The following is a 25,326-nucleotide window of genomic DNA, read 5'->3' as shown; positions in this document are numbered from 1 at the left end:
ACCAGACAGATGACAAACTTTTTCAAGGCAGCCCTGCTTATGGCCTGCCTGCTGTGGCAATCCACGGGATTGGCCAGCGATACGGGCTGGCTCACCAGCCCACAGAATGATCACGCCAAGGTGCGACTGCAGGCCGACCGCAGCGCCCCTGACCACACCCGCATCCTGCTCGACGTAGCCCTCGAGTCCGGCTGGAAGACCTACTGGCACAGCCCGGGCGAAGGGGGCATTGCCCCCCAGATCCTGTGGGATGAGCCGGTCGGCGACTTCCAGTGGCGCTGGCCCGCTCCGCGCCACTTCGAGGTGGCCGGACTCAGTACCCAGGGTTATCAGGGGGAGGTACGCTTCCCTCTGAGCCTCAACTACCCGACCGACCAATCGCTCAAGGGCACCTTGCGCCTCTCCACCTGCAGCAACGTCTGCATCCTGACCGACTTCCCCTTTACCCTCGCGGTGGATGGACAGGCTCCGGCCGGTTTCGACTTCAGCTGGGCCAAGGCCATCAGCAATTTGCCCCAACCGCTGCCCGCCGACACCCGGGTCGAGCTCGGTTATCAGCACAACCAGCTGCAACTGCGCGCCGAGCTGGCAGAGGGCTGGCAATCACCGGCCCTCTTTATCGATGCGCTGGAGGGGGCCGAGTTTGGCAAGCCGGTGCTCGAGGTTGAGGGCAACACCCTGATCGCCCGGGTTCCGGTGAGCGATGGCTGGCAGGGGGATGCGCCAGATCTGCGCGGCCAATCCCTCGGCCTGCTGTTCACCAGTGGCGAGCAGGCGTGGCAGACCAAAGGCTCGATTGGCGAAGCGCTCGTATTGCCAGCGCCGAGCCAGCCCCTCTTCTGGTTGCTGGGGGCGGCGCTGCTCGGCGGCCTTATCCTCAACCTGATGCCCTGCGTGCTGCCGGTGCTGGCGCTCAAGCTGGGGTCTGTGCTGCAACATCAGGAGCGTGAACAGGGAACCGTGCGCAAACAGTTCCTCGCCGCCAGCGCCGGGATCATCGCCTCCTTCTGGGTGCTGGCGGCCATGAGCAGTCTGCTGCGCGCCACGCAAGGGGGCGTCGGCTGGGGCATCCAGTTCCAGAGCGCCGGTTTTATCGGCTTGATGGTGCTGGTCACCCTGCTGTTTTGCGCCAACCTGCTGGGGCTGTTCGAAATTCGTCTGCCGAGCAACCTCAACACCCGCCTCGCCACCAGCGGCGGTAACGGCCTCGGCGGTCACTTTCTGCAGGGAAGTTTCGCCACCCTGCTGGCGACCCCCTGCTCGGCACCCTTTCTCGGCACTGCGGTGGCCTTTGCGCTGGCGGCACCGCTCGGCCAGCTCTGGCTGATCTTCACGGCATTGGGGATTGGCATGAGCCTGCCCTGGCTGCTGGTGGCGGCCCTGCCAAGACTCGCCCTCTGGCTGCCGAAACCGGGGCGCTGGATGAACCATCTGCGCATCCTGCTCGGCCTGATGATGCTGGGCTCCAGCCTCTGGCTGGCGAGCCTGCTTGGCAGCCATCTGGGCAACGTTCAGGTTTACTGGCTGATGGCCGCCATGCTGCTGGCCCTGCTGATTGGCATCGTCTGGCGTTATGGCATCCGTGGCTTCACGCTGGCCCTCTCCCTCTCGGCGCTTGTCGGCGCGGCCCTGCTGCTGGGGGGAGCCTTCACCGCGCAGGGGTCGGGCAACGTCGATCGGGTAGTCTGGCAGCCGCTCTCGGAACGCGCCATCGCCGATGCCCTCGCCCAGAACAAGCGGGTCTTCGTCGATGTCACCGCCGACTGGTGTGTCACCTGCAAGGCAAACAAGTACAACGTATTGCTGCGCGATGAGGTGCAAAACGCCCTCTCGGCCCCCGATGTGGTGGCCCTGCGCGGCGACTGGAGCAAACCGGACGACACCATCGCCGCCTTCCTGCGCCAGCGCGGGGCGGCAGCCGTCCCCTTCAACCAGATCTACGGCCCCGGCCTGCCACAGGGAGAGACCCTCTCCCCCCTGCTGGACAAGGCCGATCTGCTTACCCTCTTGAATCAGGCCGGTCTGATCCAGACCAACGCCACCCATTTTTAAGGAGAACTCCATGAACCTGCGCTCCATCGCCCTGTTCACCGCCCTGTTTGCCGGCTCGCTGACGACCCCGGCACTGCACGCCGCCCCCTTCACCCCGGAGCAGGAGGCCCGCATCAAGGAGCTGATCCGCGAGACCCTGATCGCCAACCCCAAGATCCTCGACGAGGCGGCCGACTCCTGGGAGAAGCAGAACGCGGCAGCCCAGGAGGCGCAGCTTGGCAACTTCATCAAGGGCAACAAGGATGTGCTGTTCAACAGCGCCACCAGCCCGCGCCTCGGCGCCAGAAACCCCAAGCTGACGCTGGTGCTGTTCACCGACTACAACTGCGCCTACTGCAAGCAGTTCGATCCCCGGCTGACCAAGCTGCTCAAAGCCTATCCGGACGATCTGGGGCTGGTGATCAAGCTGCTGCCGTTCAAAGGGCAGAGTTCTGCCAAGGCAGCCCAGTACAGTCTGACCCTGTGGCAGCAGGATCCGACCCGCTTCCTCGCCCTGCATGACAAGCTGATGAGCAAGCAGGGGATGCTGACCGAGGCGGATATCAACAAAGCGCTGGCCGCCACCGGCAACGTGGCGCTCAAGCCCGCGCCCAAGGCGACCGAAGAGCTGCGCAACAGCCTGCGCATCGGCACCATTCTGGGTGTGCAAGGCACACCGGCGACCCTGATTGGCAACCAGCTGGTGCCGGGCGCCGTTCCCTATGAGGAGCTGGAGCAGCTGGTGAAGGCCGAACTGGCCAAGCTGGGGTAAGGGATGACCACCAACCCTCAACCCCGCTGGCGACGCTGGGGCAAGGAGGCGCTCTGGCTACTGTTGCTGGCACTGGTCATCTCGACCCTGCTCGATCTGTGGCGCAGCCCGACCCTGCCGGAGGGGGCGATGAGCGCCCCCGTCACCCTGCAGGATGGCACCAGTACGGATCTGGCCACCCTGAGCCGCGGCAAGCCGCTGCTGGTCTACTACTGGGCCAGCTGGTGCGGGGTGTGCCGTTTCACCACCCCGGCCGTGCAACAGCTCTGGCAGGAGGGGGAAAACGTGCTGACGGTGGCGCTGCGCTCCGGCAATTCCGAGCAGTTAGGCAAGGGGATGAGCAAGAAGGGGCTCACCTTCCCGACCCACAATGACGAGTCGGGAGCGCTGGCTACCCAGTGGCAGGTGGGCGTCACCCCGACTTTCCTCGTCATCAAGGATGGGACGCTTGTGAGCAGCACCACCGGCTGGAGTTCGAAGTGGGGCCTGCTGCTGCGGCTCTGGTGGGCGTCGCTCTAGCCACGCAACATCATTGCCTGCAACAGGGTCATCCCACCGGATGGCCCTTTTTTATGTCTGACATTTTTATCCCGACATCAGGCGGGGAGCTGCATCCCGCGTACCTGCTCCAGCACGGCAGTTACCGCCATCGAGCGCAACGCATCGGGGGCGTAGCAGAGCCCCACCCGCCGCTTGAAGGAAGAGGCCGCCAGCTCGGCGACTGTACAGCCGGGCGGACAAAGCGAACGGGGCAACCAGGCGATCCCCGCCCCGGCGGCCACCATGGTAGCCGCCAGTCGCAGCGACCCCGCCCGCCGTGGATAGGGGGGCGCCTGATTACCGAGAATGGCGATCAGCCGCAGGTGGGAGTCGTGGCGCGGGCAGGTGACCCAGGGTTCATCCGCCAACGCTGCCGGGGTGAGCGCCCCCTTCCCTGCCAGCGGGTGATCCGGCGGTAGCACCAGCACGAACTCCTCCTCCAGCAGGGGGATAAAGAGCTCGTCGCCACAACGCAGGGATTCGCACCCCAGCCGTACATCGCCACAGCAGCCCTCCTCCAGGGTCAGCAGGATCTCCTCGTGGGCGAGCGCCCCTTGCACCAGCGCCCCCACCACGCCATCACCCAGATCCGCCTCAATCCCCACCGTCACCTCCAAACAGGGGGAGGTTTCACGAAACTCGCGGGCGAGGGAGTCGGTATCGGCGATCAACCGCTTGGCGCGGGGATAGAGCCGGTGCGCCGCTTCGGTCCCCTCCACCCCGCGCGCCTGCCGCATAAACAGGGTCACCCCCAGCTCATCCTCCAGCGTCTTGATAGTGGTGGAGAGGGTGGGCTGGGTAATGAAGAGGCGGGTGGCCGCCGCCGTGATGTTGCGCTCCTCGAAGACAGCCACAAACGCACGCAGGGTTCGCACATCCATAGAATTCACCTATACCAGACAGTCATAAAAGCCATTTTTCACGGCGACACGGGGCAAATATAGTGGTTTACCTGCCACAAGGCATCTCAATTCCCTATATCAGTGTCTATCAACACCGTCAGGAGCCATCATGCGCCATCTCTCTGTCATCGGCCTCGGGGCAATGGGCTCCGCCCTCGCCACCACCTTGCTCAAGGCGGGCCATCCGGTCACCGTCTGGAATCGCAGCGCCGCCAAGGCGGCCCCGCTGCAAGCGCTGGGTGCGACACTCGCCCCCTCGGTTGGCGCAGCCATCGCAGCAAGTGATATCACCCTTGTCTGCGTCGATAACTACGCCGTCAGCCAGCAGTTGCTGGATGAGGCGAGCGATGCGGTGGCGGGCAAGCTGCTGGTGCAGCTCTCCACCGGCAGCCCGCAGGGGGCCAGAGCGCTGGAGAGCTGGAGCCACGCCCGCGGCGCCCGTTATCTCGATGGCGCCATTCTCTGCTTCCCGGATCAGATCGGCACCACTGACGCCAGCATCATCTGCTCGGGGGCCAGCACCGCCTTTAGCGACGCCGAGCCGGTGCTGCGCCTGCTCGCCCCTACCCTCAACCATGTGGCCGAGGCGGTGGGCGCCGCCGCGGCGCAAGATTGCGCCGTCGCCGCCTACTTTGCCGGTGGTCTGCTCGGAGCCCTGCACGGCGCGCTGATCTGCGAGGCGGAAGGGCTACCGGTGGCCAAGGTGTGCGCCCAGTTCAGCGAGCTCTCCCCCATTCTCGGTGGCGATGTGGCCCACCTTGGCAAGACGCTGGTGAGCGGCGATTTCGATCACCCCTACGCCAGCCTGAAAACCTGGAGCGCCGCCATCAGCCGCCTCGCCGGTCATGCCACCGATGCCGGGATCGACAGCCGCTTCCCGCGTTTTGCCGCCGATCTGTTTGAGGAAGGGGTGGCGCAAGGGTTTGGTCAGCAGGAGGTGTCGGCCCTCATCAAGGTGCTGCGGGCACGCAATGGAGCGGCACAATGAACGAGCTGACCAACCAACCCCAAATTGCGCTGGTCACCGGCGCCGCTGGCGGGATTGGCCGCCAGCTCTGCATCGGGCTGGCCGAGGCGGGTTATCGGGTGATCGCCACCGATCTGGCCCCTCACGCTTTCGACCATCCCGAAATCCACTTTCATCCGCTCGATCTGCGGGACGAGCAGGCTATCACGCGTCTCTTTGCCGAGGTGCGCGCGCAGCACGGCGGCATCCATCTGCTGATCAACAACGGCGCCATCAGCAAGTTCCACACCCGCTTCGAGGATCTGAGCGCAGCCCAGTTCGATCAGGTGATGATGGTCAATGTGCGCGGCGCCATGCTCTGCGCCCGCGCCTTTGTGCAGGCCAACCGCGGGTTGTCCTATGGCCGCATCATCAATATTGCCTCCACCCGCTGGCAGCAGAACGAACCGGGTTGGGATGCCTACGGCGCCTCCAAGGGGGCGCTGGTCGCTATCACCCAGTCCCTCGCCAACTCGCTGGCCGACTATCCCGTCACGGTCAATGCCATCAGTCCGGGCTGGATCCAGGCGGAGGATTACCACACCCTGACCGAGGCGGATCATCGCCAGCACCCGAGTGGCCGGGTCGGGCGCCCCGACGACATCACCCGCGCCTGCCTCTTTCTGGCGGATCCTCGCAACGACTTTATCAACGGTGCCAATCTGGTGGTCGATGGCGGGATGAGCAAGAAGATGATCTACCACACCTCCGCCTCCTTCTGGGAGGAGTAACCCCTGCGGCGGCAGCCTCGCCCCGGCCTGCCGCCCGCTCCTTTTCTGCCCGTTTTTTCATCGCTTTTGCCCCGCCGCCCTTGCACTGGCCAGACCGACTGGCAACAATAGGCACTCAACTGACCCCTCTTCATCTAGCCCGTTAATTGATCGCCCAACTCATCGCGTTGGCGGACTGTTTCCGTTAAAATGACGGGTTTTTGCCGTGCCTGGTTTGCCAATCCCCACCATCAGGCACTCGCAGCGTGAATCCTATGATGCCAGTGATGCAGGATCTGCCATGAACAACTACTTTCGGGTGCTGGGCGTCAAGTCCAACGCCAGCGAAAACGACATCAAGAAAGCCTATCGTCGGCTGTCTAACCAGTACCACCCCGACAAGCTGCACGGGGCCAGTGAAGAAGAGAAAGAGCAGGCAGCCATCAAGCTGCACCAGGTAAAGCAGGCCTATGAAGTGCTGTCCGATCCGAAACAGCGGGCCGCCTTTATCAAGGATTTCAACAACGTCATCGTGACCGACCCCGCCTCCGCCATGCAGGAGATGTGGGATCAGTTCTACCCCTGAAACAGCAGGCAGAAAGAGCAACTATGCAAAAGAGATGGGACCAGGCGCGGCTCAAGTCGCTGCAAAGCGATGCCAGCGAAAACATCGAATCCTACCGGGATCAGGACGACCCCAAGGGGCTGGAACAGTTCACCGACCAGATGAAGAGCCTGCTGCTGGCCGACATGAGCATGCTGGAGTTTATGCCCGAGTATCTGCCGCTGGCCCTCTATGGCCGGGTGCAGTTCCCGGCCAAGGCCAAGTCGCAGTGGAACAAGTGGCTCGCCAGCGGCGAGCAGCCTAGCTGGGACGAGTTCAAGGTGAGCGTAGGCTTCAACAACGCTGCCCTGCCGCTGGTCAAGGCGGTGCGGGCCCAGAGCGAAGATCAGCTGATGGAAGCCTGCGCCGTGCTGTTCCTGCTCGATAACCCGCTGCCGCGCGGCAGCCACCGCAGTGATGACGAGTATGAGCTACGCGACGAAGAAGATGAAGACGGGGAAGATGCCGACGCCGACTACCATGGTGGCAGTGACCGCTATGGTGATGACGACGGCGATCAGGATATGTACGACGAAGTCCGTTTCTAATTGGGGCAAGGCATGAGCAACAGTCTGATAGAAATTACCGCCATCGAGATCAAAGAGCTGGCCGTTATCGAGCCGAAGCAGGCCAGCGAGAAGTTCGAGCTGATCGCCAAGACCATGTCTGACGACCAGCTGGCAGAAGTGATTGAAAACATTGATATTGTTACCCTGACCCAGATTAACGGCCAGCACGATATCTCCTTCCCCTCCATCATCTCCGAGCTGATGACCCCGGAGCGGATCCGTGACATCGTCTGCCAGCAGCCGCTCTACTGGGAAGAGGCGATCAAGAACAACGCCGACGAGCTGCAACAGCACACCTTCGACTTCCTCAACTACCTGATCCGCACCCAGGATAGCGAAGCCAAGCAGCGCGAGATCCTCGAGTGCGTGGCCGAAGACCCGGCCGGTCTCTTCTACCTTGCCATCCCCTTTATCGAGTTCTATCGCGGCGATCGCTATGAAGAGGACGAAGGGTATCGCGACGTGCTGCACGCCGAAGAGGAAGATCTCGAAGAGTCCCTGCGCTACAGCGAGCGCCAGCAGAGCGAGGATGTCCACGACTACGCGCTGGATGACCCGCGCAGCCTCTTGATGCTCATTCGCGAGCTGGCCCCCGAGGTGGAGAAAGCCATCAAGGCGCTGCTGCGCAACGAGCACTCCACCTGGGACGGCATCATCAACAAGTTTGCCGCCGAGCTGGTGATGCAGGCCAAAGAGAAGAACAAGGTCGAGGAAGACGAGTACGGCGACGTCGACGACATGTTCAGCTTTCTGGATTAAGGAGCCCATTCATGCAGTTAGTCATTCGCGATGCCAACCAGGGCCCCTTTCTGACCCAGGTGCTGCGCTTTGGCCGCGACAATGAACGTTTGACCGAACAACAGCTGGCCGCCATCAAGGGCAAGGCGGTGCTGATGAGCCTCAAATTCGCCGACAAATACTACAACAAGTACAAGATGCACCTGCTGGAGCAGGCCGCCCACGACGTCATCGGCGTGGTGAGCCTCGGCCTGCAGGAGCTCTCGGCGCGGGATCCGGCCAAGGCACTGGCGCTGCTGCAGGCGCCGGAAGGCCCCATCAAGCCGTTCCAGAAGGGCTGGTCGATGCTCATCACCGTCAGCCCCAAGCAGGCTGGCAACAGCCTCTACGGTGATGTGGATGCGCGGCTCTTGGACAAGATCTCGAGCCCGCCCGATGTGGAGGAGTGGCAAGGGTGGCAGGAGTACGAGAAGGCGCTGACCGAGCACAACAAGAGCCGCCTGATGGAGCTCATCGACCAGCACTTCTTCGCCTGCGAGAGCGATCACCCCACCATGGAGGACAAGCTGGCCGAAGCGCTGCTCTACCGCATCCTCTGTGGCAAGGGCAGTGGCGCCGCCCCGCTCAAGGTGAAGCAGGATCTCAAGCGCAAACTGGCGCGGGAGATTGAGCTCGACGAGGGCTGGTATGACACCGACTACCTCGCCGCCCAGCTCGCCCTGATGCTAAGCGCGCTGCCCGCCGACATGGCCGCCGCCCTGCGTCAGGAGCTGAGCCCGGGCTTTGTGCCCAACCTGCTGCACACCCTCGGCTTTGTGCGCCAGTACCAGCTGCTGCAAAAAGAGAATGCCTCGCCGGAGAAGCTCGACAACATCGAGATGCGCGCCGGTCTCAAGCACCCGCTGCTCGGCTGGCCGCTCTACCACGACTTCTAACGGCGCATTGTCGTCGTCCATCCAGTCACACCACAACGCCCGGCCCGCCGGGCGTTGTTATATCTGCTGCTCAGTGTGATACCGAAAATACTGGGCGAATCATAACGGCTGGTCATGTAAAAAATTTAATAGCCTCGATTTTTCTAATCTACACATAACATCTATAAATATTTAAAAAACAAGATGAGGAGTTATTTAATTCCTTTTCTCATTTCTATAACATAGGTGGCATTGTCTACCAATGCTGAATCAAAGTTAATTTACACATCTATTTTCAACTAACGTTTATATGAGGGTTATTATGAAAATAAAATATGTTGTTATAGCAATTAGCCTCTTCTTATCACACGGTGTAAACGCAGGTCCCTATGGCGATGATTTGGCAAAATGCCTCATAGAATCAACCACAAAAAATGATCGCACATCCCTTGTTCGATGGATGTTTGCCTCCGCAGCGGCACACCCGGCAGTGAAATCTATCGCAAACGTGTCACAAAAAGAGCTGGATAATGCAAACGAAACAACGGGCAAGCTATTTACAAAAATATTAACAAAGACATGCCGAGAACAGGCATCAAAAGCTCTCGCTTATGAAGGAACCGCAACAATTACGACCAGTTTCCAATTACTGGGACAGGTTGCCGCAACCGAGCTATTCTCAAGCCCCGAAGTACAGAAAGCAATGTCTGGCCTCGAGAAGGGTCTTGATAAATCAGCGCTTTCAAAATTGGCACCACAATAAAGCAATCAATAATCTATACAATGGTCCGACTCCATTGCCTTAACGCTGTGGAGTCGGGATACCAATCCATCATGCCTTTCACCGCTCCTCATTTCACTCCTTCTCTCCCGATATTTATTCACTCAATGCTTATGGCGAATAAACGACCAACGACGCAACAGCCGGGGTTCAGCTGCGTAACGGGGTGAAAAACGGGACGCAAATCGCATTAAAAAGCCGAAACAGGCACTAAATGATCGACCAGATCACATTTCTCCTATGGTAACGACGTGGACGCTCGGGTGCTAATGACGCCCAAAACACGCATAAAAAGGCGGAATAGATCAATAAAAAGCAATTAATCACCTCAGATTAAATTTAAGGTATGGCAATTTGATCGAGCTGGCCGCTAAATGACAGACCGGCCTTCAGACCAGCATGGAAGCGCATAAGGCTAGCCGGCAGCAGACCGGTACGCTCTCAGGACGAGTTATGACTTTCTTCTCTCACAGGAGACAGACCGTGAGCGCTTCGAATCAACACCTCACCATTCCCCCCGGCTCCGGGGCGCTGTTCTTTATCCAGACCTTCTCGACCCTGGGGTTTGCCGTGCTCTACTCCACGCTGGTGCTCTACGCCACCAAGCGGCTCGGCTTCAGTGAATCCCAGGCCAACGCCATGATGGGGGTCTTCGGTGCCTTCAACTATGGCCTGCACCTGTTTGGCGGTTATCTCGGCGGGCGCTACCTCAGCAACCGCAACCTGTTCGTGATGGGGATGGTGCTGCAGGTGATCGGCTGCTACTTCATCGCCGAGATGGGGATCACCGGCCTCTACTGGGGGCTCGCCATGTTCCTCACCGGCAGCGGCCTCAACGTCACCTGTCTCAACATGATGCTGACCCAGCGCTTCGCCCCGGATGATCACCGCCGCGAGAGCGCCTTCCTGTGGAACTACGCCGGGATGAATCTGGGCTTCTTTATCGGCTTCACGGTGGCGGGCTACTTCCAGCTCACCGAGGATTACCGCACCCTGTTCCTGTTTGCGACGCTGGGCAACATCATCGCCATCATCGCCACCTTCGCCTGCTGGCCGATTCTGGCGGATATCAGCACCCCGCTGCGCCACGTTAAAGGGAGCGGCTTCTACCGCCGCATGCTGGCCGGGATCGCCATTCTGGCCATGCTGGTGCCGGCGCTGCGCCTGCTGCTGACCCACGCCAGCTTCAGCGGCAGCTTCGTGCTGATCCTGGGGGCCGTGGTGCTGGTGCTGCTCTGCGTAATGACAGCCCGCCACCCGGACGCCGCCGAGCGCAGCCGCATGGTGGCCTACCTGATCCTCGCCCTTGGCTCCCTCATCTTCTGGTCGCTCTACCAGCTGGCGCCCATGGGGCTGATGCTCTTCTCCGAGCACAACATCAACCTCAACGTGTTCGGGCTGCGGGTCGCCCCCCAGTGGATCCAGAACATCAACACCCTCGTCATCGTCATCGGTGGCCCGCTGATGGCGCTGCTGTTCAAGCGACTGCGCGAACAGGGGTGGAATATCGACATCCCCTCCCAGTTTGCCGCCTCCCTGTTCGGCATGGGGCTCGGCATGCTGGTGTTGCCGCTCGGCATCCATCTGGCGGGGGCCGACGGGCTGGTCGCCTTCAAGTGGATCGCCATCAGCTATGTGCTGCAGAGTTTTGGCGAGCTGCTTATCTCCCCCATCGGTTACGCCATGATTGGCAAGCTGGCCCCCGCCAGCCTGCAAGGTCTGCTGATGGGCTGCTGGATGATGGTGACCGGCGTTGCCTCCGTGCTGGCGGGCTATGTCTCCAGCGCCATGCCGCAGAATATCGGCAGCTCTCCGGTGGCCACCAATCCGGGTTACAGCTCGGTGTTCAACATGCTGGGCTGGGGCTCGATGGCGGGCGGGATCGTCCTGCTGTTGCTGGTGCCCCGCCTGCGCCTGCTGATCGCCTCGAAAATCACCCCGCAACCGGCGGCGACAGCTATCCCCGTCTGATGGGCTTGCACCGCCTGCAATAATGGCGGCGTGATCAACAGGCAAGAACAAGGGCCCCGCAACTCCGGTTGCGGGGCCCTCTTTTACTGACCGTCAGGCAATAGACCGAGCCGTAGCACTGCCTTGGCTTTCCTCTGATAGTTCAGACCTGAAATCAGCAGCCACCCCTGTTTCAGGCGAAGTCAACGATCCCCAGCTGCTTGGCCATGGCCAGCTCGTTGCGTTCGACAATCTCCTCCACCACCTTGCCCTCGGCGTTGAATCTGAAATAGGTCAAGGCACTCCAGGTCACATCCTTGCCAGTAACATCGAATCCTTTCCAGGTATTTGAGCCTTTGGCTACGTGGGTCAATGCAACGAATACCTCGTCTTCCGAGCTCATTATTTTCTGAAAGGTGGTTTCAATAGACTCATAACGGTCGACCACACAGGCTGACAATGACTTTTTAAATTGCTCAAGGGTGGTAATAGGCTCTGCGCAGTCAGGTCTGAATATACAAAGATCTTCCGAGAAATATTCACTCACCCGTTCAACATCCTTGCCATCTACGCAATATTTAAAGTAATTAATGACTGTATCGACGTTATTGCTCACAGGCGACTCCCGTTTTATTAATTGACATCCAATTTAACTAGAAAATATGATGCATGGAATATCTGTTACTGCCAGACGGGGCCATAGTACAAATCCGGCAGGAGATGATAAATGCAATAACAGGAAATCTCTTTTATAAAATCAGGAAAAATCCATGGATAGATGGACTGAATATGAAGTCTTTGTGCAAGTGGTCGAATTGGGGAGTCTCAGCAAGGCCGCAGATGCACTGGGCTTGTCCAACCCTGCAGCCAGCAGGCATCTGGCCGCACTGGAGCAGCGACTCAATGCACGGCTCGTCGAGCGAACGACCCGGCGCCTGTTTGTCACTGAAATCGGTGAGCACTTCTATGCCCGCTGCAAAACAGCGCTGAATGAGATGCGAGAAGCCATCGATGAAGTCAGTATCAAAACGGGAATGCCAACCGGGGTCTTGAAATTGACGGCTTCGCTGTCACTGATGCTGAATGTCATCTCCCCCTTGATACCGAAATTCATGGCGAAATATCCCGGCATTCAGGTCGAGTTGATTGCCAATAATCGCTATCTTGATATTATCGAAAACAATATCGATATCAGTATTCGCTCAAGAGAGTCTGAGCCGGACTCCAGCCTTATTATTCAACCTCTGGCCACTGCACCACGTATTCTGGCGGCCTCTCCGGAATATATTGAGCATTATGGCGAACCGGAAACGCCACACGATCTGAAAAAACACCAACTGTTGCTCTACAGCTATCACAATCCCGGAGAGCTGACCATGATGAAGGGCTCGATAAAATTACGGGTGCCAACCACTCCCACCATTGAGTCCAACGACGCCCAGATCCTGCTCGCCAATGCCAAAAACGGCATGGGGATCCTGGCACAGCCCGTTTATGCCATTTATGACGAATTACGCAGTCAGCGTCTTAAACCTGTACTCACCGACTGGACACTGCCCGATCTCTCCATCGGCATGGCCTATGCAAACAGAAACTTTATTCCGTCCAAAACCAGAGTGTTTATCGAATTTATCAAGGAGGAGTTTCAACAGTTCAATTATGAGCAGCGCTGGCGCAACGTCAGCGCCTGCTGATCGTCTCGAAAATGGCCCCGCAATCATGGATGGCGGGGCCTCTGCTTTTGGCGAGATGGCGGGTTCGTTTCTGGCTGGCGGTGCGACGCCTATGGTTATTTTTGCACCAAAACACCCCATCTATTTTTTACTGTCGCACTGATGAAACAATCGCGCAGATCGGGGGGTAAGGGGAATCGGCACAGCGTCAGCCGCCCGGTAGGTATTTCCCGCCGACAGGGGTAGGATGAGTGAAGTCGGAGCCATATAGCGACCGCAGTTATCGGAGTCGCCCTATGCCGCCCGCCATATACTCAAAGCCTTGTGAGCCAGACTCACCACGATAAGGAGAGACGAGATGTATATGTTTTTACCCTTCCTGCTGGCGCTGATAACGGGGATCAGCATCTTGCTGAACAAGCGTGGCGCCTCTTATCTGCTCTGGGCTCTGTTGCTGGTGGTGACCCTGCTCTCCTTTATGCACCATGTGACCGACCCGCTCACCCTCTCGTTCTAGGAGCCCGCCATGAGCCTTTCGACCTCTGCCACCGCCGCGAAGAGTGATCTGCCCCAGCTGCTCGATACGCTGGGGCTGGCGGGCATCTGCCTGACCCTGATCGTCGCCTTCTATTACCAGCTCTATCTGGCCGAACTCCCCTGCCCCCTGTGTTTATTGCAGCGGGTCGGCCTGGTCGTCGCCGGTTTCGGCTTTATGTTCAACCTGCAATTTGGCGCAAAAGGGGCCCACTATGGCATCGTGATTATCGGCGCCCTGACCACCGCCATGATCGGCGCCCGGCAGGTGCTGCTGCATATTCTGCCCGGCGATCCCGGCTATGGTTCCACCTTTCTCGGGCTGCACTTTTATAGCTGGTCGCTGGTCAGCGCCCTGCTGATCATCCTGGCTGTCGCCCTGATATTGATGGTGCGGGACGGGCTCGCTATTGCGCTGCCCAAGCTGGATCTGGCGCGCTGGGGGCGTATCGCCTCCCTGCTGTTTGTCTTGCTGATTGCGGCAAACCTGATCTCTACCGTGCTGGAGTGCGGCGCGGGACAGTGCGCCGATAATCCCGTCGTCTACGACCTGCTGAGCCTGCGTTAATCACCCCCCAAGGTGGCGCCCAGTCCGCCACCTTTTATTGCCGCCTTATATTGGTGAAAGGTGCAATAAACCCGGCCCGTTGCAGCGGCAACCTCGCGGATTCAATAGCGGTGCAATTTCATTGCACCCTACGGTTAGCTCCCCTCACCCTGACCCTCTCCCAAGGGGAGAGGGGACTGTATCGAACCTGCCTAGTGCTCTAGCTGCCTTCTTCTAAGCCACGCATCACCAGCCGCTTATGTCACCGCCATCCGATTTTGCTACGAGCGGCGCTCCCTTCTCCCCTTGCGGGAGAAGGGTCGGGGATGGGGGGGGCAAACCATCGACAAGCAGCAGAACGTTAAAGAAAACAGAGAGAGGTAGGGTCGATTAGCGAAGCGTAATCGTCCGCACCGCAATCCCGGTGGCGATGGACATAGAGAAGAGATCAGCTGGAGCACCAGCAGAATTACGGCAACCTGCTTTCGCAAACATCTGATTACGCTTTGCTAATCAAACCTACGGCCCTACAAATCATGTAAATGCCACGCATTCAAATGCTGTATGAAGCTTATGTAGCTCATTAACTTCAATGGTTACATAGCGAGTAGCAAAGTATGTACCGCCAACAATATTACCTAGTTTTTTCCAGCACTCTATGGACTGGTCTGATATCTTCGTTTCGTCTAGACACGAGATCCAGAAAACTGATTTATTAGGCTTACAACCTGCCGTGAAATGACGGCCTTTGTAATATAATTTTATTTGTGTTTTTAATACTGAAATATCAGTTACAAGATTGTAGGTTGCCAATTCTTCGGCGACCTCAATTAGCTCTGGCTTGATTAGATTGCCGCTAGAGTCTAGCGCAGATGACATTATATTATAACCACTGCGTTTTTCAGCAACCTCAGACGATGGTTTACTACCACCACTGCGTGGTCTTGGAAGTATTGCCAACATTGATTCGCAGGCTGATACAACAACATTAGCACCACCCTTTGCTATTGCATTTTTACGCAAATTTTCAAGCTCCTTACGCGTGAGCTTGCCACTATTTATTTTTTCAATGATTTTATCGAAATTTGCGTTCATTCAGTTTGTGCCTTTGAAAACATATAGTTTGGTTAAGGGGCCGGCTTTAGCTGGTCCCGAGTGGGCGGATTGAACGACTTGAACCAATTGTTATGAATCCGCGGTTGATTATTTCTATAGTGCATGTGTAATTTCCAGATACCACACTATAAAGTTATCTAATTATGATTAACCAACAAGATTACGTCCATACTGATTTTTTGTACATGTCGCTTTTTCAGGCACGATACAATAAGCTCGGTGGAGATCGGCATAGAGAGCAGATTAATTGCCGATAGAATATCGGCAACCGGTTTTCGCGAACGTCTGATTACGCTGCGCTAATCAAACCCACGGCCATTTATTAAACAATTGCCACCGAGGCTTTAATTACAATTCAAACCAAACTGCCGAGTACCCAAACATTCTTTCCAACGATTTTCTCGTGCAATGACGTTTTCTGGTGACATAGTAAAGGTTAATATTTCCAAAATGGAAAATTCAAAGTTAAGAGGGTCCAACTCCTTTAACTGTAGATTTCCACCATGACCAGACTCAGTATAAGACTTCCATCTCCCCCATATACCATTTTCACCATATGCAGACCCTACATATTGTTTTCCTGTGCTCAAATCCTTTATTAAATATATTCCATTTACTGTAGATAACGCATTAAACCATGAAGGGTTGGATTTTTTATTATTTATAACCCGCTTTAAGTCAAGATAATTAACTCTAATGGCATCGTATGACACAAACTCATCAATACAATCAGCGGGCTTTATTTCAAGTACATTTTTATCCTTTCGTTGAACCCATGCAACAGTCGCCCCACCCCACTCAATAATGAGTCGTAATGAAAGTTCCTTCGTGGGTTCAAACTCTTTTAAATGATAGCGATCATGGTTCTTTACCCAATCCTTCATCTCTGGTAGAAAATGCATCAATGTGTCAATGTCAGAATCATTAAGATCTTTATTAAGCGTTATCCCACAGACTTCCCAAACGCCTAAAAAAATTGCTGACGTCCCCCGGCCAGGTGCAAACATAGCAACATATCTAGAGTCACCAAATTTCCCAGGAGCCTGCCAACAAGAATAAACATTAAATTTCTCAGGGTTATCTTTATATACATCAACCACTTGAATTTCTTTATTGCCATGTCTGACCAGACATAATGAATCCACAGCAACACCATAGATATTCAATATGCTTTTTATTGTTAACTTGTTCAAGACACCTCCTGAAAGGCCCTTGCTTTCGACAAGGGCCTTCATTATTAATTAGCTGTTAGTTATATCTGAACTATCTGGCAATAACGCTTCAATCTCGATACGATCGACGCGCTGCAAACCGCGGGGCAACTTGGCGCCACGGCGGCCGCGCTCGCCGCGGTAGTAGTCGAGATCAGAGGGTTTGAGGGTCAGCTTGCGCTTGCCGGCAAACAGGGTGACCGACTGCCCCTGCGGGATAACGGCGGCCATCACCACAAACTCCTCCCGCGCCTTGACGCGAGCAGAGGGGATGCTGATCAGCTTGTTGCCCTTGCCCTTGCCGAGCACCGGCAGGGTGTTCATCGGGAACAGCAGCATCCGCCCCTCGTTGGAGATAGCCATGCAGAGATCGGTCTCTGGCGAGCCAATCTTCTGGGGTGCCATCACCAGACCCCCTTCCGGCACGGTAAGCAGCGCCTTGCCGTTCTTGTTCTTACCGATGAGGTCGTCATAGGTGCAGACAAAGCCGTAACCGGCGTCGCTGGCGATCAGATACGGCTCGCCTTCGTTGCCCATCACCAGATGACGTACCTCTTCACCGGCCCCCAGCGCAAAGCGGCCGGTGAGCGGTTCGCCCTGACTGCGGGCGGAGGGCAGGGTGTGCGCCTCCAGCGAGTAGGTGCGGCCAAAGCTCGACAGGAACACCGCCTGCTGGTTGCTGCGGCCAAAGGCGTGGGTGAGGTAGTTGTCCCCCGCCTTGTAGGAGAGCCCCTCGACATCCACGTCGTGGCCCTTGGCGGCGCGCACCCACCCCTTGTCGGAGAGGATGACGGTGACCGGCTCGCTCGGCACCAGCTCTTTCTCGGTCAGCGCCACGGCGGTGGCCCGCTCCACCAGCGGTGTGCGGCGATCGTCGCCGTACTTCTCGGCATCGGCCAGCAGCTCTTTCTTGAGCAGGGTGTTGAGGCGACGCTCGGAGCCCAGGATCAGCTCCAGCTTGTCGCGCTCTTCGGCCAGTTCGTTCTGTTCGGCACGCAGCTTGAACTCTTCGAGCTTGGCCAGATGGCGCAGCTTCAGCTCGAGGATCGCTTCGGCCTGGGTCTCGGTAATGTTGAAGCGCTCCACCATCACCTTGCCCGGCTCATCCTCGGTACGGATGATCTCGATCACCTCGTCGATGTTGAGGTAGGCGATCAGCAAGCCTTCGAGGATGTGCAGGCGAGCCAGCACCTTGTCGAGGCGGAACTGCAGGCGGCGACGCACCGTCTCGCGGCGGAACTGGATCCACTCGCTGAGGATGGTCTTGAGGCACTTCACCTGCGGCCGGTTGTCGAGGCCGAGGATGTTGAGGTTGACCCGGTAGTTCTTCTCCAGATCCGTGGTGGCGAACAGGTGGGCCATCAGCCCCTCTACATCCACCCGGTTGGAGCGCGGCACGATCACCAGACGGGTTGGATTCTCGTGGTCAGACTCATCGCGCAGATCGGTGACCATCGGCAGCTTTTTCGCCACCATCTGGGCGGCGATCTGCTCCATAATCTTGGCGCCGGAGGCCTGATGAGGCAGCGCGGTGATGACGATGTCGCCATCCTCCTCGCTCCAGACCGCCCGCTGCTTGATGGAACCCTTGCCGGTCTCGTAGATTTTGCGGATATCGTCGCGCGGCGTGATGATCTCGGCGTTGGTCGGGTAGTCCGGCCCCTGAATGTGCTGCATCAACACATCCAGCCCCGCATTGGGGTTGTCGAGCAGCTCGGCACAGGCGTAGGCTACTTCCCGCGCGTTGTGGGGCGGGATGTCGGTCGCCATCCCCACCGCGATACCGGTCACCCCGTTGAGCAGGATGTGCGGCAGACGGGCGGGCAGCACTACCGGCTCCTTCATGGTGCCGTCGAAGTTCGGCGTCCACTCCACCGTGCCCTGACCCAGCTCGGAGAGCAGCAGCTCGGAGAAGCGCGACAGCCGCGCCTCGGTATAACGCATGGCAGCGAAGGATTTGGGATCGTCCGGCGCACCCCAGTTGCCCTGACCGTCCACCAGCGGGTAGCGGTAGGAGAAGGGCTGGGCCATCAGCACCATGGCTTCATAACAGGCACTGTCGCCGTGGGGGTGGTACTTACCCAGCACGTCACCCACGGTACGGGCGGACTTCTTGTGCTTGGAGAGCGCCGACAGCCCCAGCTCGCTCATGGCGTAGATGATGCGCCGCTGCACCGGTTTGAGGCCATCACCGATATGCGGCAGGGCCCGATCCATGATGACGTACATGGAGTAGTTCAAGTAAGCCTGTTCGGTAAAGGTGCGCATTGGCTGGCGCTCTACCCCGTCCAGACTGAGCTCGATAGCATCACTCATGTGATAGTTCTCTTCATTATTTGGGTCGCGGCCTTGGCCGCAAAAAATCGAGGAGCGAGCACCTTACAGGCCGTAATCGCGCTCTACCCGTGCAATGCGTGTCTTGAAGGCGCTATACCACTTCTCACGTCCGAGCCGCTGGGCCTCTTTGTGCTCCAGCTCCGCCTTCCAATTGCGAATGGACTCGAGATCGCGCCAGTAGGAGACCGTGATACCCACTCCGTCACGCGCTGACTCCATACCAAGAAAGCCGCTCTGTCGCTGAACCAACTCGACCATCCGTTCGGCCATCGCGCCGTAACCTGCATCCTCGTCAGTTCGCAGAGAAGTAAAAATCACTGCGTAGTAAGGGGGCTCGGGAGTATTGGCTATCATCCTGTCTCCTTGTATATGGCCGCACTCGCGAGAGTTAACGGCTCTTCCTGCCATTCAGGTCACGCACTTGACCGGCTTAGATGATGGCGAGGTTGCCCTTCTCTTCGAGCCATTCGCGGCGATCGCTCGCCCGCTTCTTGGCCAGCAGCATGTCCATCAGCTGCAGGGTCTCGTCAGCTGCATCCCCTTCACTCTCCCCTGCCGGATCCATGGTGAGCTGCACCAGACGGCGGGTGTTGGGATCCATGGTGGTTTCCCGCAGCTGTTTCGGGTTCATCTCACCCAAGCCCTTGAATCGGGTCACCATCACCTTGCCCTTCTTCTTCTCGGCTTCGACCCGCTGCAGCACACCGTTCTTCTCGTCCTCGTCGAGGGCGTAGTAGACCTCTTTACCGATATCGATCCGGTAAAGCGGCGGCATGGCGACATACACATGGCCCTTCTCCACCAGCGCACGGAAGTGTTTTACGAACAGGGCGCAGAGCAGGGTGGCGATATGCAGACCGTCCGAGTCCGCATCCGCGAGGATGCACACCTTGCCGTAGCGCAGGCCACTGAGGTCGTTGGAGTCGGGGTCAAGACCGATGGCGACCGAGATGTCGTGAACTTCTTGCGAGGCGAGCACCTGACCAGCCTCCACCTCCCAGGTGTTCAGGATCTTGCCGCGCAGCGGCATGATGGCCTGAAACTCGCGATCCCGCGCCTGCTTGGCACTGCCACCCGCTGAGTCACCCTCCACCAGGAACAGCTCCCCCTGCATGGGGTCGGCGCAACCACAGTCGGTCAGCTTGCCGGGCAGCGCCGGGCCCTGGGTTATCTTCTTGCGCACCACCGTCTTGGCGGCTCGCATCCGGCGCTGGGCGCTGGAGATACAGAGCTCGGCGATCTGCTCCGCCAGCTCGGTATTGCTGTTGAGGTAGAGGCTGAAGGCATCCTTCACCACGCCGGAGACGAACGCCGAGCTCTGGCGGGAGGAGAGGCGCTCCTTGGTCTGACCGGCGAACTGCGGATCCTGCATCTTGATGGAGAGGATGTAGGCGCAGCGATCCCAGATATCTTCCGGAGTCAGCTTGACCCCGCGCGGCAGCAGGTTGCGGAACTCGCAGAACTCGCGCATGGCGTCGAGCAAACCCTGACGCAGACCGTTGACGTGAGTACCGCCCTGCGCAGTGGGGATGAGGTTCACATAGGATTCGGCGAGACATTCGCCCCCTTCCGGCAACCAGCAGAGCGCCCAGTCTACCGCCGACTGTTCGGAGCTGAACGAGCCGATAAAGGGCTGCTCCGGCAGGCAGGTGAACTGCTTGACCGCGTCGACCAGATAATCCTTGAGGCCATCTTCATAGCACCACTCCAGCTTGATGCCGGTGTTCTTGTCGAGGAACTTGATGGTGAGGCCGGGGCAGAGTACCGCCTTGGCTTTGAGCAGGTGCTCCAGCTTGGTGACCGAGAATTTGGGCGAATCAAAGTAGCTCGCCTGCGGCCAGAAGCGCACCCGGGTGCCGGTGTTGCGACGGCCGCAGGTGCCGGTGATGGTCAGCTCCTGCACCTTCTCGCCACGCTCGAAGGCGATGTCGTAGACCTGACCGTCGCGACGTACCGTCACCTCGACCCGATCAGAGAGGGCGTTTACGACCGAAATACCCACCCCGTGCAGACCGCCCGAGAACTGGTAGTTCTTGTTGGAGAATTTGCCGCCCGCGTGCAGCTTGCAGAGGATCAACTCCACCCCGCTGACACCCTCTTCCGGGTGGATATCGACCGGCATGCCGCGGCCGTCGTCGATCACTTCGAGGGACTGGTCTTCATGCAGGATCACCTCCAGATTGCGGGCGTGACCTGCCAGCGCTTCATCGACGCTGTTGTCGATGACCTCCTGGCCGAGGTGATTGGGCCGGGTGGTGTCGGTATACATGCCGGGGCGGCGACGCACCGGTTCAAGGCCATTGAGGACCTCAATGGCATCCGCATTGTATTGAGTAGACATGGAGGGCCTTGCGAATTGACGTTTGGGGAGAATCTTACTCGTTGGGAGGGTATTGGACAAACTTGGCTGCGGGAAAGGGTGATCCGGAGGGGATTGTGCCCCTCCCAAGGCTGTTTCAGCTCCCCTCGCTGGGGCCCGGCAGCGCCTGTTGCAGCTGGGAGAGCGAACTTTGCAGCCGCCACACCATGCCTGCCAGTTCTCGCGCCGTACCATCGCCATGGTTGGCCAGCCCCTGACTGATCCGCTGCAGCTCGGCCAGCGTGCGGTCGAGGGAGGCGTGCTGCACCCCCTGCTCGGTGAGGATCCCCTTCAGGCTGCGGATACAGTTGTCACGCACCAGATAGAGGGGGTGCTCGTCACCGCGCCACTGGCGCAGCTGCCAGACGATATGGCTGCAGTTGAGCAGCACCACGCCCCAGCGCAGCACCCAGAGGCGGGCGGTCTGATCCTGACTCTGACCGAGCTGACTGATGCAGTGGTAGATCAGCGACTCGAACTGGCTCTCGCTCTGGCGCGGGGCCGGCTCCAGCTGATCCATGAAGTGGCGGCGCAGGGAGCGGATGAGGCGGCGGCTCTTGCGCCGATCCGAGCTGGGTCGCAGCAGCTGGAACGCCAGCGCGGCGCTCATCACCCCCAGCATCTGGGCGAGGCTGCTGTTGATGAACTGCTGATAGTCGTAGCTGGGCGGATTGGTGATGGCGAGAAACGAGCCGAGCAGCACGATCATCTGGCCCCAGAGGCCCGCCTGCCGCACCTGCTGCTGTTTGCAGAGCTGCATGGTGAGCAGCGCCGGAAAGAGCAAGAGGCAGAAGATCCAGAAGTCGTCGATGCGGATCATCAGGCCAAACTTGACCGCAAAGCAAATGAGGCTGAGCAGCAGGATCGCCCTGAGCATGGTGTTGGCCCCCTGAGCCGGGGCCGGGGTCGCCGAGTAGAGCACGCAGCAGATGGAGAGCATGGTGAGCGCCGAGCTGCCCGCATCCCACTGACTGTTGATCCAGAAGGTGCAACCGAGCAGCACGCAGAGGAAGGTGCGCCCGCCGTTGTAGGCGGCCTCCAGCGTGTCGGTATGGCTGGTGAGAGAGGTGTGACGGGGCGGCGCCGGCCACTCCTGATCGTCGTAGCAGGACAACCGGTCAAGCCAACGCTGACACTCCAGATAGCTCCAGCAGAAGTGGCGCAGCCGCAGCAAAAAGGTGCGCAGCCGATAATCATGCTCGCCGGTCGGCATCAGGGGAGCCAGCAACCTCGCAACCCGATACTTGTCGCACCCCGGCTTGCCAAGCTCGATCAGCAGGGTGGCAAGCAGCGCCTGAATGCCTTCCGGTTGTTCCGGCCAGTTGTGCAGCATGCGGCGCTGGCTGGAGATAAGGCTGATGAGCCGCAACTGGCGATGGAGCAGGAAGTTGAGCAGCCGGTTCTGGCGCCGCAACCGGTGATGGCTCCAGACCGCCTGTATGCGCAGCACGTTCATGGTGAGGATCTGGCCGATCAGCCCTTCGTGGGAGCTGCGCACCTCGGGCGTCATCTCCCCCAGCCAGAGCAGCTGGGCATGCTCCAGCAGGCGAGCTTGGCTCTTGCGCAGGGATTCCAGCAGGGTTTCGCTATCCGAGGTGCTGGGCAGGATCATCATCATCAGACCGCCGCAGAGGATGCCGATGATCACCTCGCTCACCCGCGCCTGGGCAATATCGAAGATATGGTGGGGATCCGCCACATTGACGCAGGAGAAGGCGATGATGGCGGCCGTATAACCACCGAGGGCAAAGGCGTAGGAGACGTTGTTCTGATAGTGGTTGGAGATGTAGGTGCACAAGCCCAGCCAGAGGGCGATGAGGAAGCTGAACAGCCAGGGATCGCTGATGCCAAGACCGGTGATCACCACCGCCGCCATCGCCCCCATCAGGCTGCCAACCACCCGCCCCAGACTCTTGCTGATCACCCCGCCCACGGTGGGAAAACTCACCACCGCGGCCGAGCTCATCGCCCAATAGGGGGAGTCGAGCTGCAGCACGAAGGCCAGCCAGAGCGACAGGCACATGGCCAGGGCATTGCGCAGGGCATAACGCCACTGCCCCCCTGTCGCCTTCCCCCAGGGGGTGCGCAACCAGAACGACTCGCTCACCCTACTCGCCAATGGTGATGGTGCAGGTGGTGCCGGCGATCAGCGTCACGTCCGCCGGCACATCCAGCAGCTTGATCCGCACCGGCACCCGCTGGGCCAGCCGCACCCAGGGCACGTTGGGTTTGACGTCGATCAGCAGACCTTTGCCGCCATCGACGCTCTGATCGTGGATGGCGCGCCCTATGCTCTCCACCTCGCCGCGCAACCGCTGCTCACCGCTGTAGAGCACCACTTCGGCCGGTTTGCCCGGCGCTATGTGGCCAAGCTTGGTCTCTTCAAAGTAACCCTGCACATAGAAGGAGTGAGTATCCACCAGCGCCACCAGCGGCACGCCGGCGCTGGCATAGTTGCCGACCCGGGTCTGCAGGTTGGTGATGTAGCCATCGCTCGCCGCATGCACCCGGGTCTTGGCCAGCGACCACTCCGCCTTCTCCAGATTGGCCTGTGCCACCTGATAGGCCGCCTGCATCGCCTGGGCATTGAGGCGCGCTTCGTCCATCGTCTCGGCGGAGATGACGCTGCGCGACAGGCCGCTGCGTCGGTTCGCCTCATGCTCGGCCTTGTCGAGATCCGATTTCGCCTTGGCCAGCGCCGCCCGGGCATTATCGAGGGCGATCCGGTAGGGCTCGGGGTCGAGCGTAAAGATCTCCTCCCCCGCCTTCACCAACTGGTTGTCCTTCACCGCGATCTTGATGATCTTGCCCGACACCTCGGGGGTAATGCTGACCAGCTCGGCGCGCACCTTGCCATCCCGGGTCCAGGGCCCCTGCATGTAGTAGTTCCACAGCCACCAGCCCGCCGCCAGCGCCAGCGCACAGACCAGCAGGGTGGAGAAGTATTTGAGGGTCGCGAGAGGTGATTTAGCCATGTAACAGCATCCATAGAGCGCCGCTGACGGCGAGGATAAAGAGGGAGAGATCCATCAGCAAGGGGTGCCAGACATCCCCGCCATAGAGCCAGTCGCGCAGCAGATGGTGCACCGGCAACCAGCAGAGCAGGCCGAGCAGCACCGCCTTGAACAGCGGCGGAAAGTAGAGAGAGGCGCCCAGTACCAGATCCGGCAGCGCAGAAGGAGTTGTCACAAACGTGCTCCCTGTTGGCAGTGAAGTTCAGAAGAGTTCGGCCATCCCCTGCCCCGGGCGAGGCAAAGTAAACAGGCCGCTAAAGATTAACACTGCCCCGCAGGGCACAACAGGAACATATGAGCCCCTTTTTGTTCAGACCTGTCGATCCGCTGGGTGATGCACACCATCGCGCGTCGGCACCTCCCCCAGCTCGAACGGGTTCACGTCCTCAGATGTCAATCAAACAGGGTATCGCGCCGCCCCTGCTGCAAGTGCTCCTGGAGGGTGCGCAACTGGGAGGCCACCACCCGATGGCAGGAGAGCGGGGGCAAGTTGTCGATGGGGAAGTACCCCGCCCCTTTGGTTTCATCGGTTTCGCCCAGCAGCTGGCCGCCGGTTACCTCGCACAGAAAGAAAGCCTTGTGCGCGTGGGGCAGCTGGGGCGGATGAGGATGTTTTAGCTTGTCGAACAGCGCCAGCAGTGTCAGCGCACGGCACTCAAGGCCGGTCTCCTCCACCACTTCGCGCACCACGGCATCCGCCGGCGAGTCGCCGATATCGCACCAGCCACCGGGCAGAGTCCAGCAGTCGTCGCTGCGCTCCTGTACCAGCAGGATATGGCCCGCATCGTTCTGAATGAAGGCCCGCACATCGAGCTTGGGGGCGGGATAACCGCTGTCGAGGGCAATCCAGTCGCTGATGGCTTCCGGCGCCAGCTCGCTCTGGCTGGCGATAAGGGCTACGGTGGCCGCTCGCAGCGCCTCGAAACGGCCGATATCGAAGGGGTCTTTGGAGTAGGTGAGGCCCGCTTGCGCCGTGGCCAGTACCTGTTCCAGATAGGCGGCCAACGGCGGTTGCATG

Annotated in this window: 25 protein-coding genes; 14 read left to right on the top strand and 11 right to left on the bottom strand. The window is 59.1% G+C overall.

Features of this window, described 5'->3' with window-relative positions; translation table 11 throughout:
- Positions 1–9: 9 nt before the first annotated feature.
- Genes AACR93_RS13380 through AACR93_RS13370 form a run of 3 tightly spaced genes read left to right on the top strand, consistent with a single transcriptional unit; the run spans position 10 to position 3,322 of the window.
- On the top strand, positions 10–2,052 hold the full coding sequence (locus AACR93_RS13380) for a protein-disulfide reductase DsbD family protein (protein WP_043849665.1): 2,043 nt from the start codon (positions 10–12) through the stop codon (positions 2,050–2,052).
- 10 nt (positions 2,053–2,062) lie between these two features.
- Positions 2,063–2,803, top strand: a complete 741-nt coding sequence (locus AACR93_RS13375; protein WP_043849664.1) for a DsbA family protein — start codon at positions 2,063–2,065, stop codon at positions 2,801–2,803.
- A 3-nt stretch (positions 2,804–2,806) separates the two neighbouring features.
- Entirely contained in the window at positions 2,807–3,322 is a 516-nt protein-coding gene (locus tag AACR93_RS13370) for a protein disulfide oxidoreductase (RefSeq protein WP_043849663.1), read from the top strand.
- Between the two features lie 77 nt (positions 3,323–3,399).
- Here AACR93_RS13370 and AACR93_RS13365 read toward each other — a convergent pair whose 3' ends face one another.
- On the bottom strand, positions 3,400–4,224 hold the full coding sequence (locus AACR93_RS13365; protein ID WP_043849662.1) for a LysR family transcriptional regulator: 825 nt from the start codon (positions 4,222–4,224) through the stop codon (positions 3,400–3,402).
- A gap of 130 nt (positions 4,225–4,354) precedes the next feature.
- On the opposite strand from AACR93_RS13365, the gene AACR93_RS13360 reads away from it, so the two are divergent.
- From AACR93_RS13360 to AACR93_RS13325, 8 genes are all read left to right on the top strand, one after another.
- Complete coding sequence (locus tag AACR93_RS13360; protein ID WP_043849661.1) at positions 4,355–5,233, top strand: NAD(P)-dependent oxidoreductase; 879 nt, start codon at positions 4,355–4,357, stop codon at positions 5,231–5,233.
- Positions 5,230–5,982 (top strand): SDR family NAD(P)-dependent oxidoreductase, encoded by a 753-nt coding sequence (locus AACR93_RS13355; protein WP_043849660.1) that lies wholly within the window; start codon positions 5,230–5,232, stop codon positions 5,980–5,982. The genes AACR93_RS13360 and AACR93_RS13355 overlap by 4 nt, the downstream gene beginning before the upstream one ends.
- Before the next feature lie 280 nt (positions 5,983–6,262).
- On the top strand, positions 6,263–6,547 hold the full coding sequence (gene atcJ / locus AACR93_RS13350; protein ID WP_005343121.1) for a cold adaptation protein ActJcold adaptation protein ActJ: 285 nt from the start codon (positions 6,263–6,265) through the stop codon (positions 6,545–6,547).
- A 23-nt stretch (positions 6,548–6,570) separates the two neighbouring features.
- Positions 6,571–7,113 carry a cold adaptation protein AtcA gene (gene atcA / locus AACR93_RS13345; RefSeq protein ID WP_043849659.1) on the top strand — a complete coding sequence of 181 codons (543 nt, stop codon included), beginning with the start codon at positions 6,571–6,573 and terminating at the stop codon, positions 7,111–7,113.
- 12 nt (positions 7,114–7,125) lie between these two features.
- Entirely contained in the window at positions 7,126–7,893 is a 768-nt protein-coding gene (gene atcB / locus AACR93_RS13340; RefSeq protein ID WP_005335887.1) for a cold adaptation protein AtcB, read from the top strand.
- Positions 7,894–7,904: 11 nt separating this feature from the next.
- Positions 7,905–8,807, top strand: a complete 903-nt coding sequence (gene atcC / locus AACR93_RS13335; protein WP_043849658.1) for a cold adaptation protein AtcC — start codon at positions 7,905–7,907, stop codon at positions 8,805–8,807.
- Positions 8,808–9,108: 301 nt separating this feature from the next.
- Positions 9,109–9,549 carry a hypothetical protein gene (locus tag AACR93_RS13330; RefSeq protein ID WP_156152864.1) on the top strand — a complete coding sequence of 147 codons (441 nt, stop codon included), beginning with the start codon at positions 9,109–9,111 and terminating at the stop codon, positions 9,547–9,549.
- A gap of 501 nt (positions 9,550–10,050) precedes the next feature.
- A complete protein-coding gene (locus AACR93_RS13325; RefSeq protein WP_231556874.1) occupies positions 10,051–11,538 on the top strand; it encodes a peptide MFS transporter in 1,488 nt (495 codons plus the stop codon).
- A gap of 172 nt (positions 11,539–11,710) precedes the next feature.
- Here the strand turns inward: AACR93_RS13325 and AACR93_RS13320 are convergent, their stop codons facing one another.
- On the bottom strand, positions 11,711–12,133 hold the full coding sequence (locus AACR93_RS13320; protein ID WP_043849656.1) for an ester cyclase: 423 nt from the start codon (positions 12,131–12,133) through the stop codon (positions 11,711–11,713).
- Positions 12,134–12,287: 154 nt separating this feature from the next.
- On the opposite strand from AACR93_RS13320, the gene AACR93_RS13315 reads away from it, so the two are divergent.
- The 3 genes from AACR93_RS13315 (at position 12,288) to AACR93_RS13305 (ending at position 14,292) form a co-directional block, all read left to right on the top strand.
- Positions 12,288–13,211: a LysR family transcriptional regulator gene (locus AACR93_RS13315; protein WP_043849655.1), complete on the top strand. Its 924-nt coding sequence runs from the start codon at positions 12,288–12,290 to the stop codon at positions 13,209–13,211.
- Positions 13,212–13,548: 337 nt separating this feature from the next.
- Complete coding sequence (locus AACR93_RS13310) at positions 13,549–13,707, top strand: DUF5993 family protein (protein WP_005343116.1); 159 nt, start codon at positions 13,549–13,551, stop codon at positions 13,705–13,707.
- A 9-nt stretch (positions 13,708–13,716) separates the two neighbouring features.
- Positions 13,717–14,292, top strand: a complete 576-nt coding sequence (locus tag AACR93_RS13305) for a disulfide bond formation protein B (protein WP_043849654.1) — start codon at positions 13,717–13,719, stop codon at positions 14,290–14,292.
- Between the two features lie 513 nt (positions 14,293–14,805).
- On the opposite strand, the gene AACR93_RS13300 is transcribed toward AACR93_RS13305, so the two are convergent.
- The 9 genes from AACR93_RS13300 to AACR93_RS13260 all read right to left on the bottom strand — a co-directional run bounded on the left by AACR93_RS13300 (position 14,806) and on the right by AACR93_RS13260 (position 25,325).
- Positions 14,806–15,366, bottom strand: coding sequence for a hypothetical protein (locus AACR93_RS13300; RefSeq protein WP_156152863.1), 561 nt, complete (start codon positions 15,364–15,366; stop codon positions 14,806–14,808).
- Between the two features lie 365 nt (positions 15,367–15,731).
- On the bottom strand, positions 15,732–16,580 hold the full coding sequence (locus tag AACR93_RS13295) for a GIY-YIG nuclease family protein (RefSeq protein ID WP_197077923.1): 849 nt from the start codon (positions 16,578–16,580) through the stop codon (positions 15,732–15,734).
- 48 nt (positions 16,581–16,628) lie between these two features.
- Positions 16,629–18,914, bottom strand: coding sequence for a DNA topoisomerase IV subunit A (gene parC, locus AACR93_RS13290; RefSeq protein ID WP_043849652.1), 2,286 nt, complete (start codon positions 18,912–18,914; stop codon positions 16,629–16,631).
- A gap of 63 nt (positions 18,915–18,977) precedes the next feature.
- The gene (locus AACR93_RS13285; protein WP_043849651.1) at positions 18,978–19,289 is read right to left on the bottom strand and encodes an antibiotic biosynthesis monooxygenase family protein; all 312 of its coding nucleotides are present in this window, start codon (positions 19,287–19,289) and stop codon (positions 18,978–18,980) included.
- Between the two features lie 76 nt (positions 19,290–19,365).
- Entirely contained in the window at positions 19,366–21,276 is a 1,911-nt protein-coding gene (gene parE, locus AACR93_RS13280; protein WP_042032652.1) for a DNA topoisomerase IV subunit B, read from the bottom strand.
- A 115-nt stretch (positions 21,277–21,391) separates the two neighbouring features.
- Positions 21,392–23,401 carry an FUSC family protein gene (locus AACR93_RS13275; RefSeq protein ID WP_043849650.1) on the bottom strand — a complete coding sequence of 670 codons (2,010 nt, stop codon included), beginning with the start codon at positions 23,399–23,401 and terminating at the stop codon, positions 21,392–21,394.
- Between the two features lies 1 nt (position 23,402).
- Positions 23,403–24,269 carry an efflux RND transporter periplasmic adaptor subunit gene (locus AACR93_RS13270; protein WP_043849649.1) on the bottom strand — a complete coding sequence of 289 codons (867 nt, stop codon included), beginning with the start codon at positions 24,267–24,269 and terminating at the stop codon, positions 23,403–23,405.
- Complete coding sequence (locus AACR93_RS13265) at positions 24,262–24,504, bottom strand: DUF1656 domain-containing protein (protein WP_033113020.1); 243 nt, start codon at positions 24,502–24,504, stop codon at positions 24,262–24,264. Before AACR93_RS13265 ends, AACR93_RS13270 begins: the two co-directional genes overlap by 8 nt.
- A 197-nt stretch (positions 24,505–24,701) precedes the next feature.
- Positions 24,702–25,325, bottom strand: coding sequence for an NUDIX hydrolase (locus tag AACR93_RS13260; protein WP_043849648.1), 624 nt, complete (start codon positions 25,323–25,325; stop codon positions 24,702–24,704).
- Position 25,326: the final 1 nt, after the last annotated feature.

Source organism: Aeromonas sp. L_1B5_3 (assembly GCF_963866575.1).
Classification (GTDB): Bacteria; Pseudomonadota; Gammaproteobacteria; order Enterobacterales; family Aeromonadaceae; genus Aeromonas; species Aeromonas jandaei.
This window is presented reverse-complemented; position numbering and strand designations above follow the sequence as displayed.

Excerpts from the sequence above, each read along its gene's own strand:
- AACR93_RS13330 (WP_156152864.1), top strand. The coding sequence starts at position 9,109 with ATGAAAATAAAATATGTTGTTATAGCAATTAGCCTCTTCTTATCACAC.
- atcA (WP_043849659.1), top strand. The coding sequence starts at position 6,571 with ATGCAAAAGAGATGGGACCAGGCGCGGCTCAAGTCGCTGCAAAGCGAT.
- AACR93_RS13300 (WP_156152863.1), bottom strand. The coding sequence starts at position 15,366 with ATGAACGCAAATTTCGATAAAATCATTGAAAAAATAAATAGTGGCAAG.
- AACR93_RS13310 (WP_005343116.1), top strand. The coding sequence starts at position 13,549 with ATGTATATGTTTTTACCCTTCCTGCTGGCGCTGATAACGGGGATCAGC.
- AACR93_RS13260 (WP_043849648.1), bottom strand. The coding sequence starts at position 25,325 with ATGCAACCGCCGTTGGCCGCCTATCTGGAACAGGTACTGGCCACGGCG.
- AACR93_RS13375 (WP_043849664.1), top strand. The coding sequence starts at position 2,063 with ATGAACCTGCGCTCCATCGCCCTGTTCACCGCCCTGTTTGCCGGCTCG.
- atcB (WP_005335887.1), top strand. The coding sequence starts at position 7,126 with ATGAGCAACAGTCTGATAGAAATTACCGCCATCGAGATCAAAGAGCTG.
- AACR93_RS13285 (WP_043849651.1), bottom strand. The coding sequence starts at position 19,289 with ATGATAGCCAATACTCCCGAGCCCCCTTACTACGCAGTGATTTTTACT.
- AACR93_RS13305 (WP_043849654.1), top strand. The coding sequence starts at position 13,717 with ATGAGCCTTTCGACCTCTGCCACCGCCGCGAAGAGTGATCTGCCCCAG.
- AACR93_RS13360 (WP_043849661.1), top strand. The coding sequence starts at position 4,355 with ATGCGCCATCTCTCTGTCATCGGCCTCGGGGCAATGGGCTCCGCCCTC.
- AACR93_RS13270 (WP_043849649.1), bottom strand. The coding sequence starts at position 24,269 with ATGGCTAAATCACCTCTCGCGACCCTCAAATACTTCTCCACCCTGCTG.
- AACR93_RS13365 (WP_043849662.1), bottom strand. The coding sequence starts at position 4,224 with ATGGATGTGCGAACCCTGCGTGCGTTTGTGGCTGTCTTCGAGGAGCGC.
- atcC (WP_043849658.1), top strand. The coding sequence starts at position 7,905 with ATGCAGTTAGTCATTCGCGATGCCAACCAGGGCCCCTTTCTGACCCAG.
- AACR93_RS13380 (WP_043849665.1), top strand. The coding sequence starts at position 10 with ATGACAAACTTTTTCAAGGCAGCCCTGCTTATGGCCTGCCTGCTGTGG.
- parC (WP_043849652.1), bottom strand. The coding sequence starts at position 18,914 with ATGAGTGATGCTATCGAGCTCAGTCTGGACGGGGTAGAGCGCCAGCCA.
- AACR93_RS13370 (WP_043849663.1), top strand. The coding sequence starts at position 2,807 with ATGACCACCAACCCTCAACCCCGCTGGCGACGCTGGGGCAAGGAGGCG.
- parE (WP_042032652.1), bottom strand. The coding sequence starts at position 21,276 with ATGTCTACTCAATACAATGCGGATGCCATTGAGGTCCTCAATGGCCTT.
- atcJ (WP_005343121.1), top strand. The coding sequence starts at position 6,263 with ATGAACAACTACTTTCGGGTGCTGGGCGTCAAGTCCAACGCCAGCGAA.
- AACR93_RS13355 (WP_043849660.1), top strand. The coding sequence starts at position 5,230 with ATGAACGAGCTGACCAACCAACCCCAAATTGCGCTGGTCACCGGCGCC.
- AACR93_RS13315 (WP_043849655.1), top strand. The coding sequence starts at position 12,288 with ATGGATAGATGGACTGAATATGAAGTCTTTGTGCAAGTGGTCGAATTG.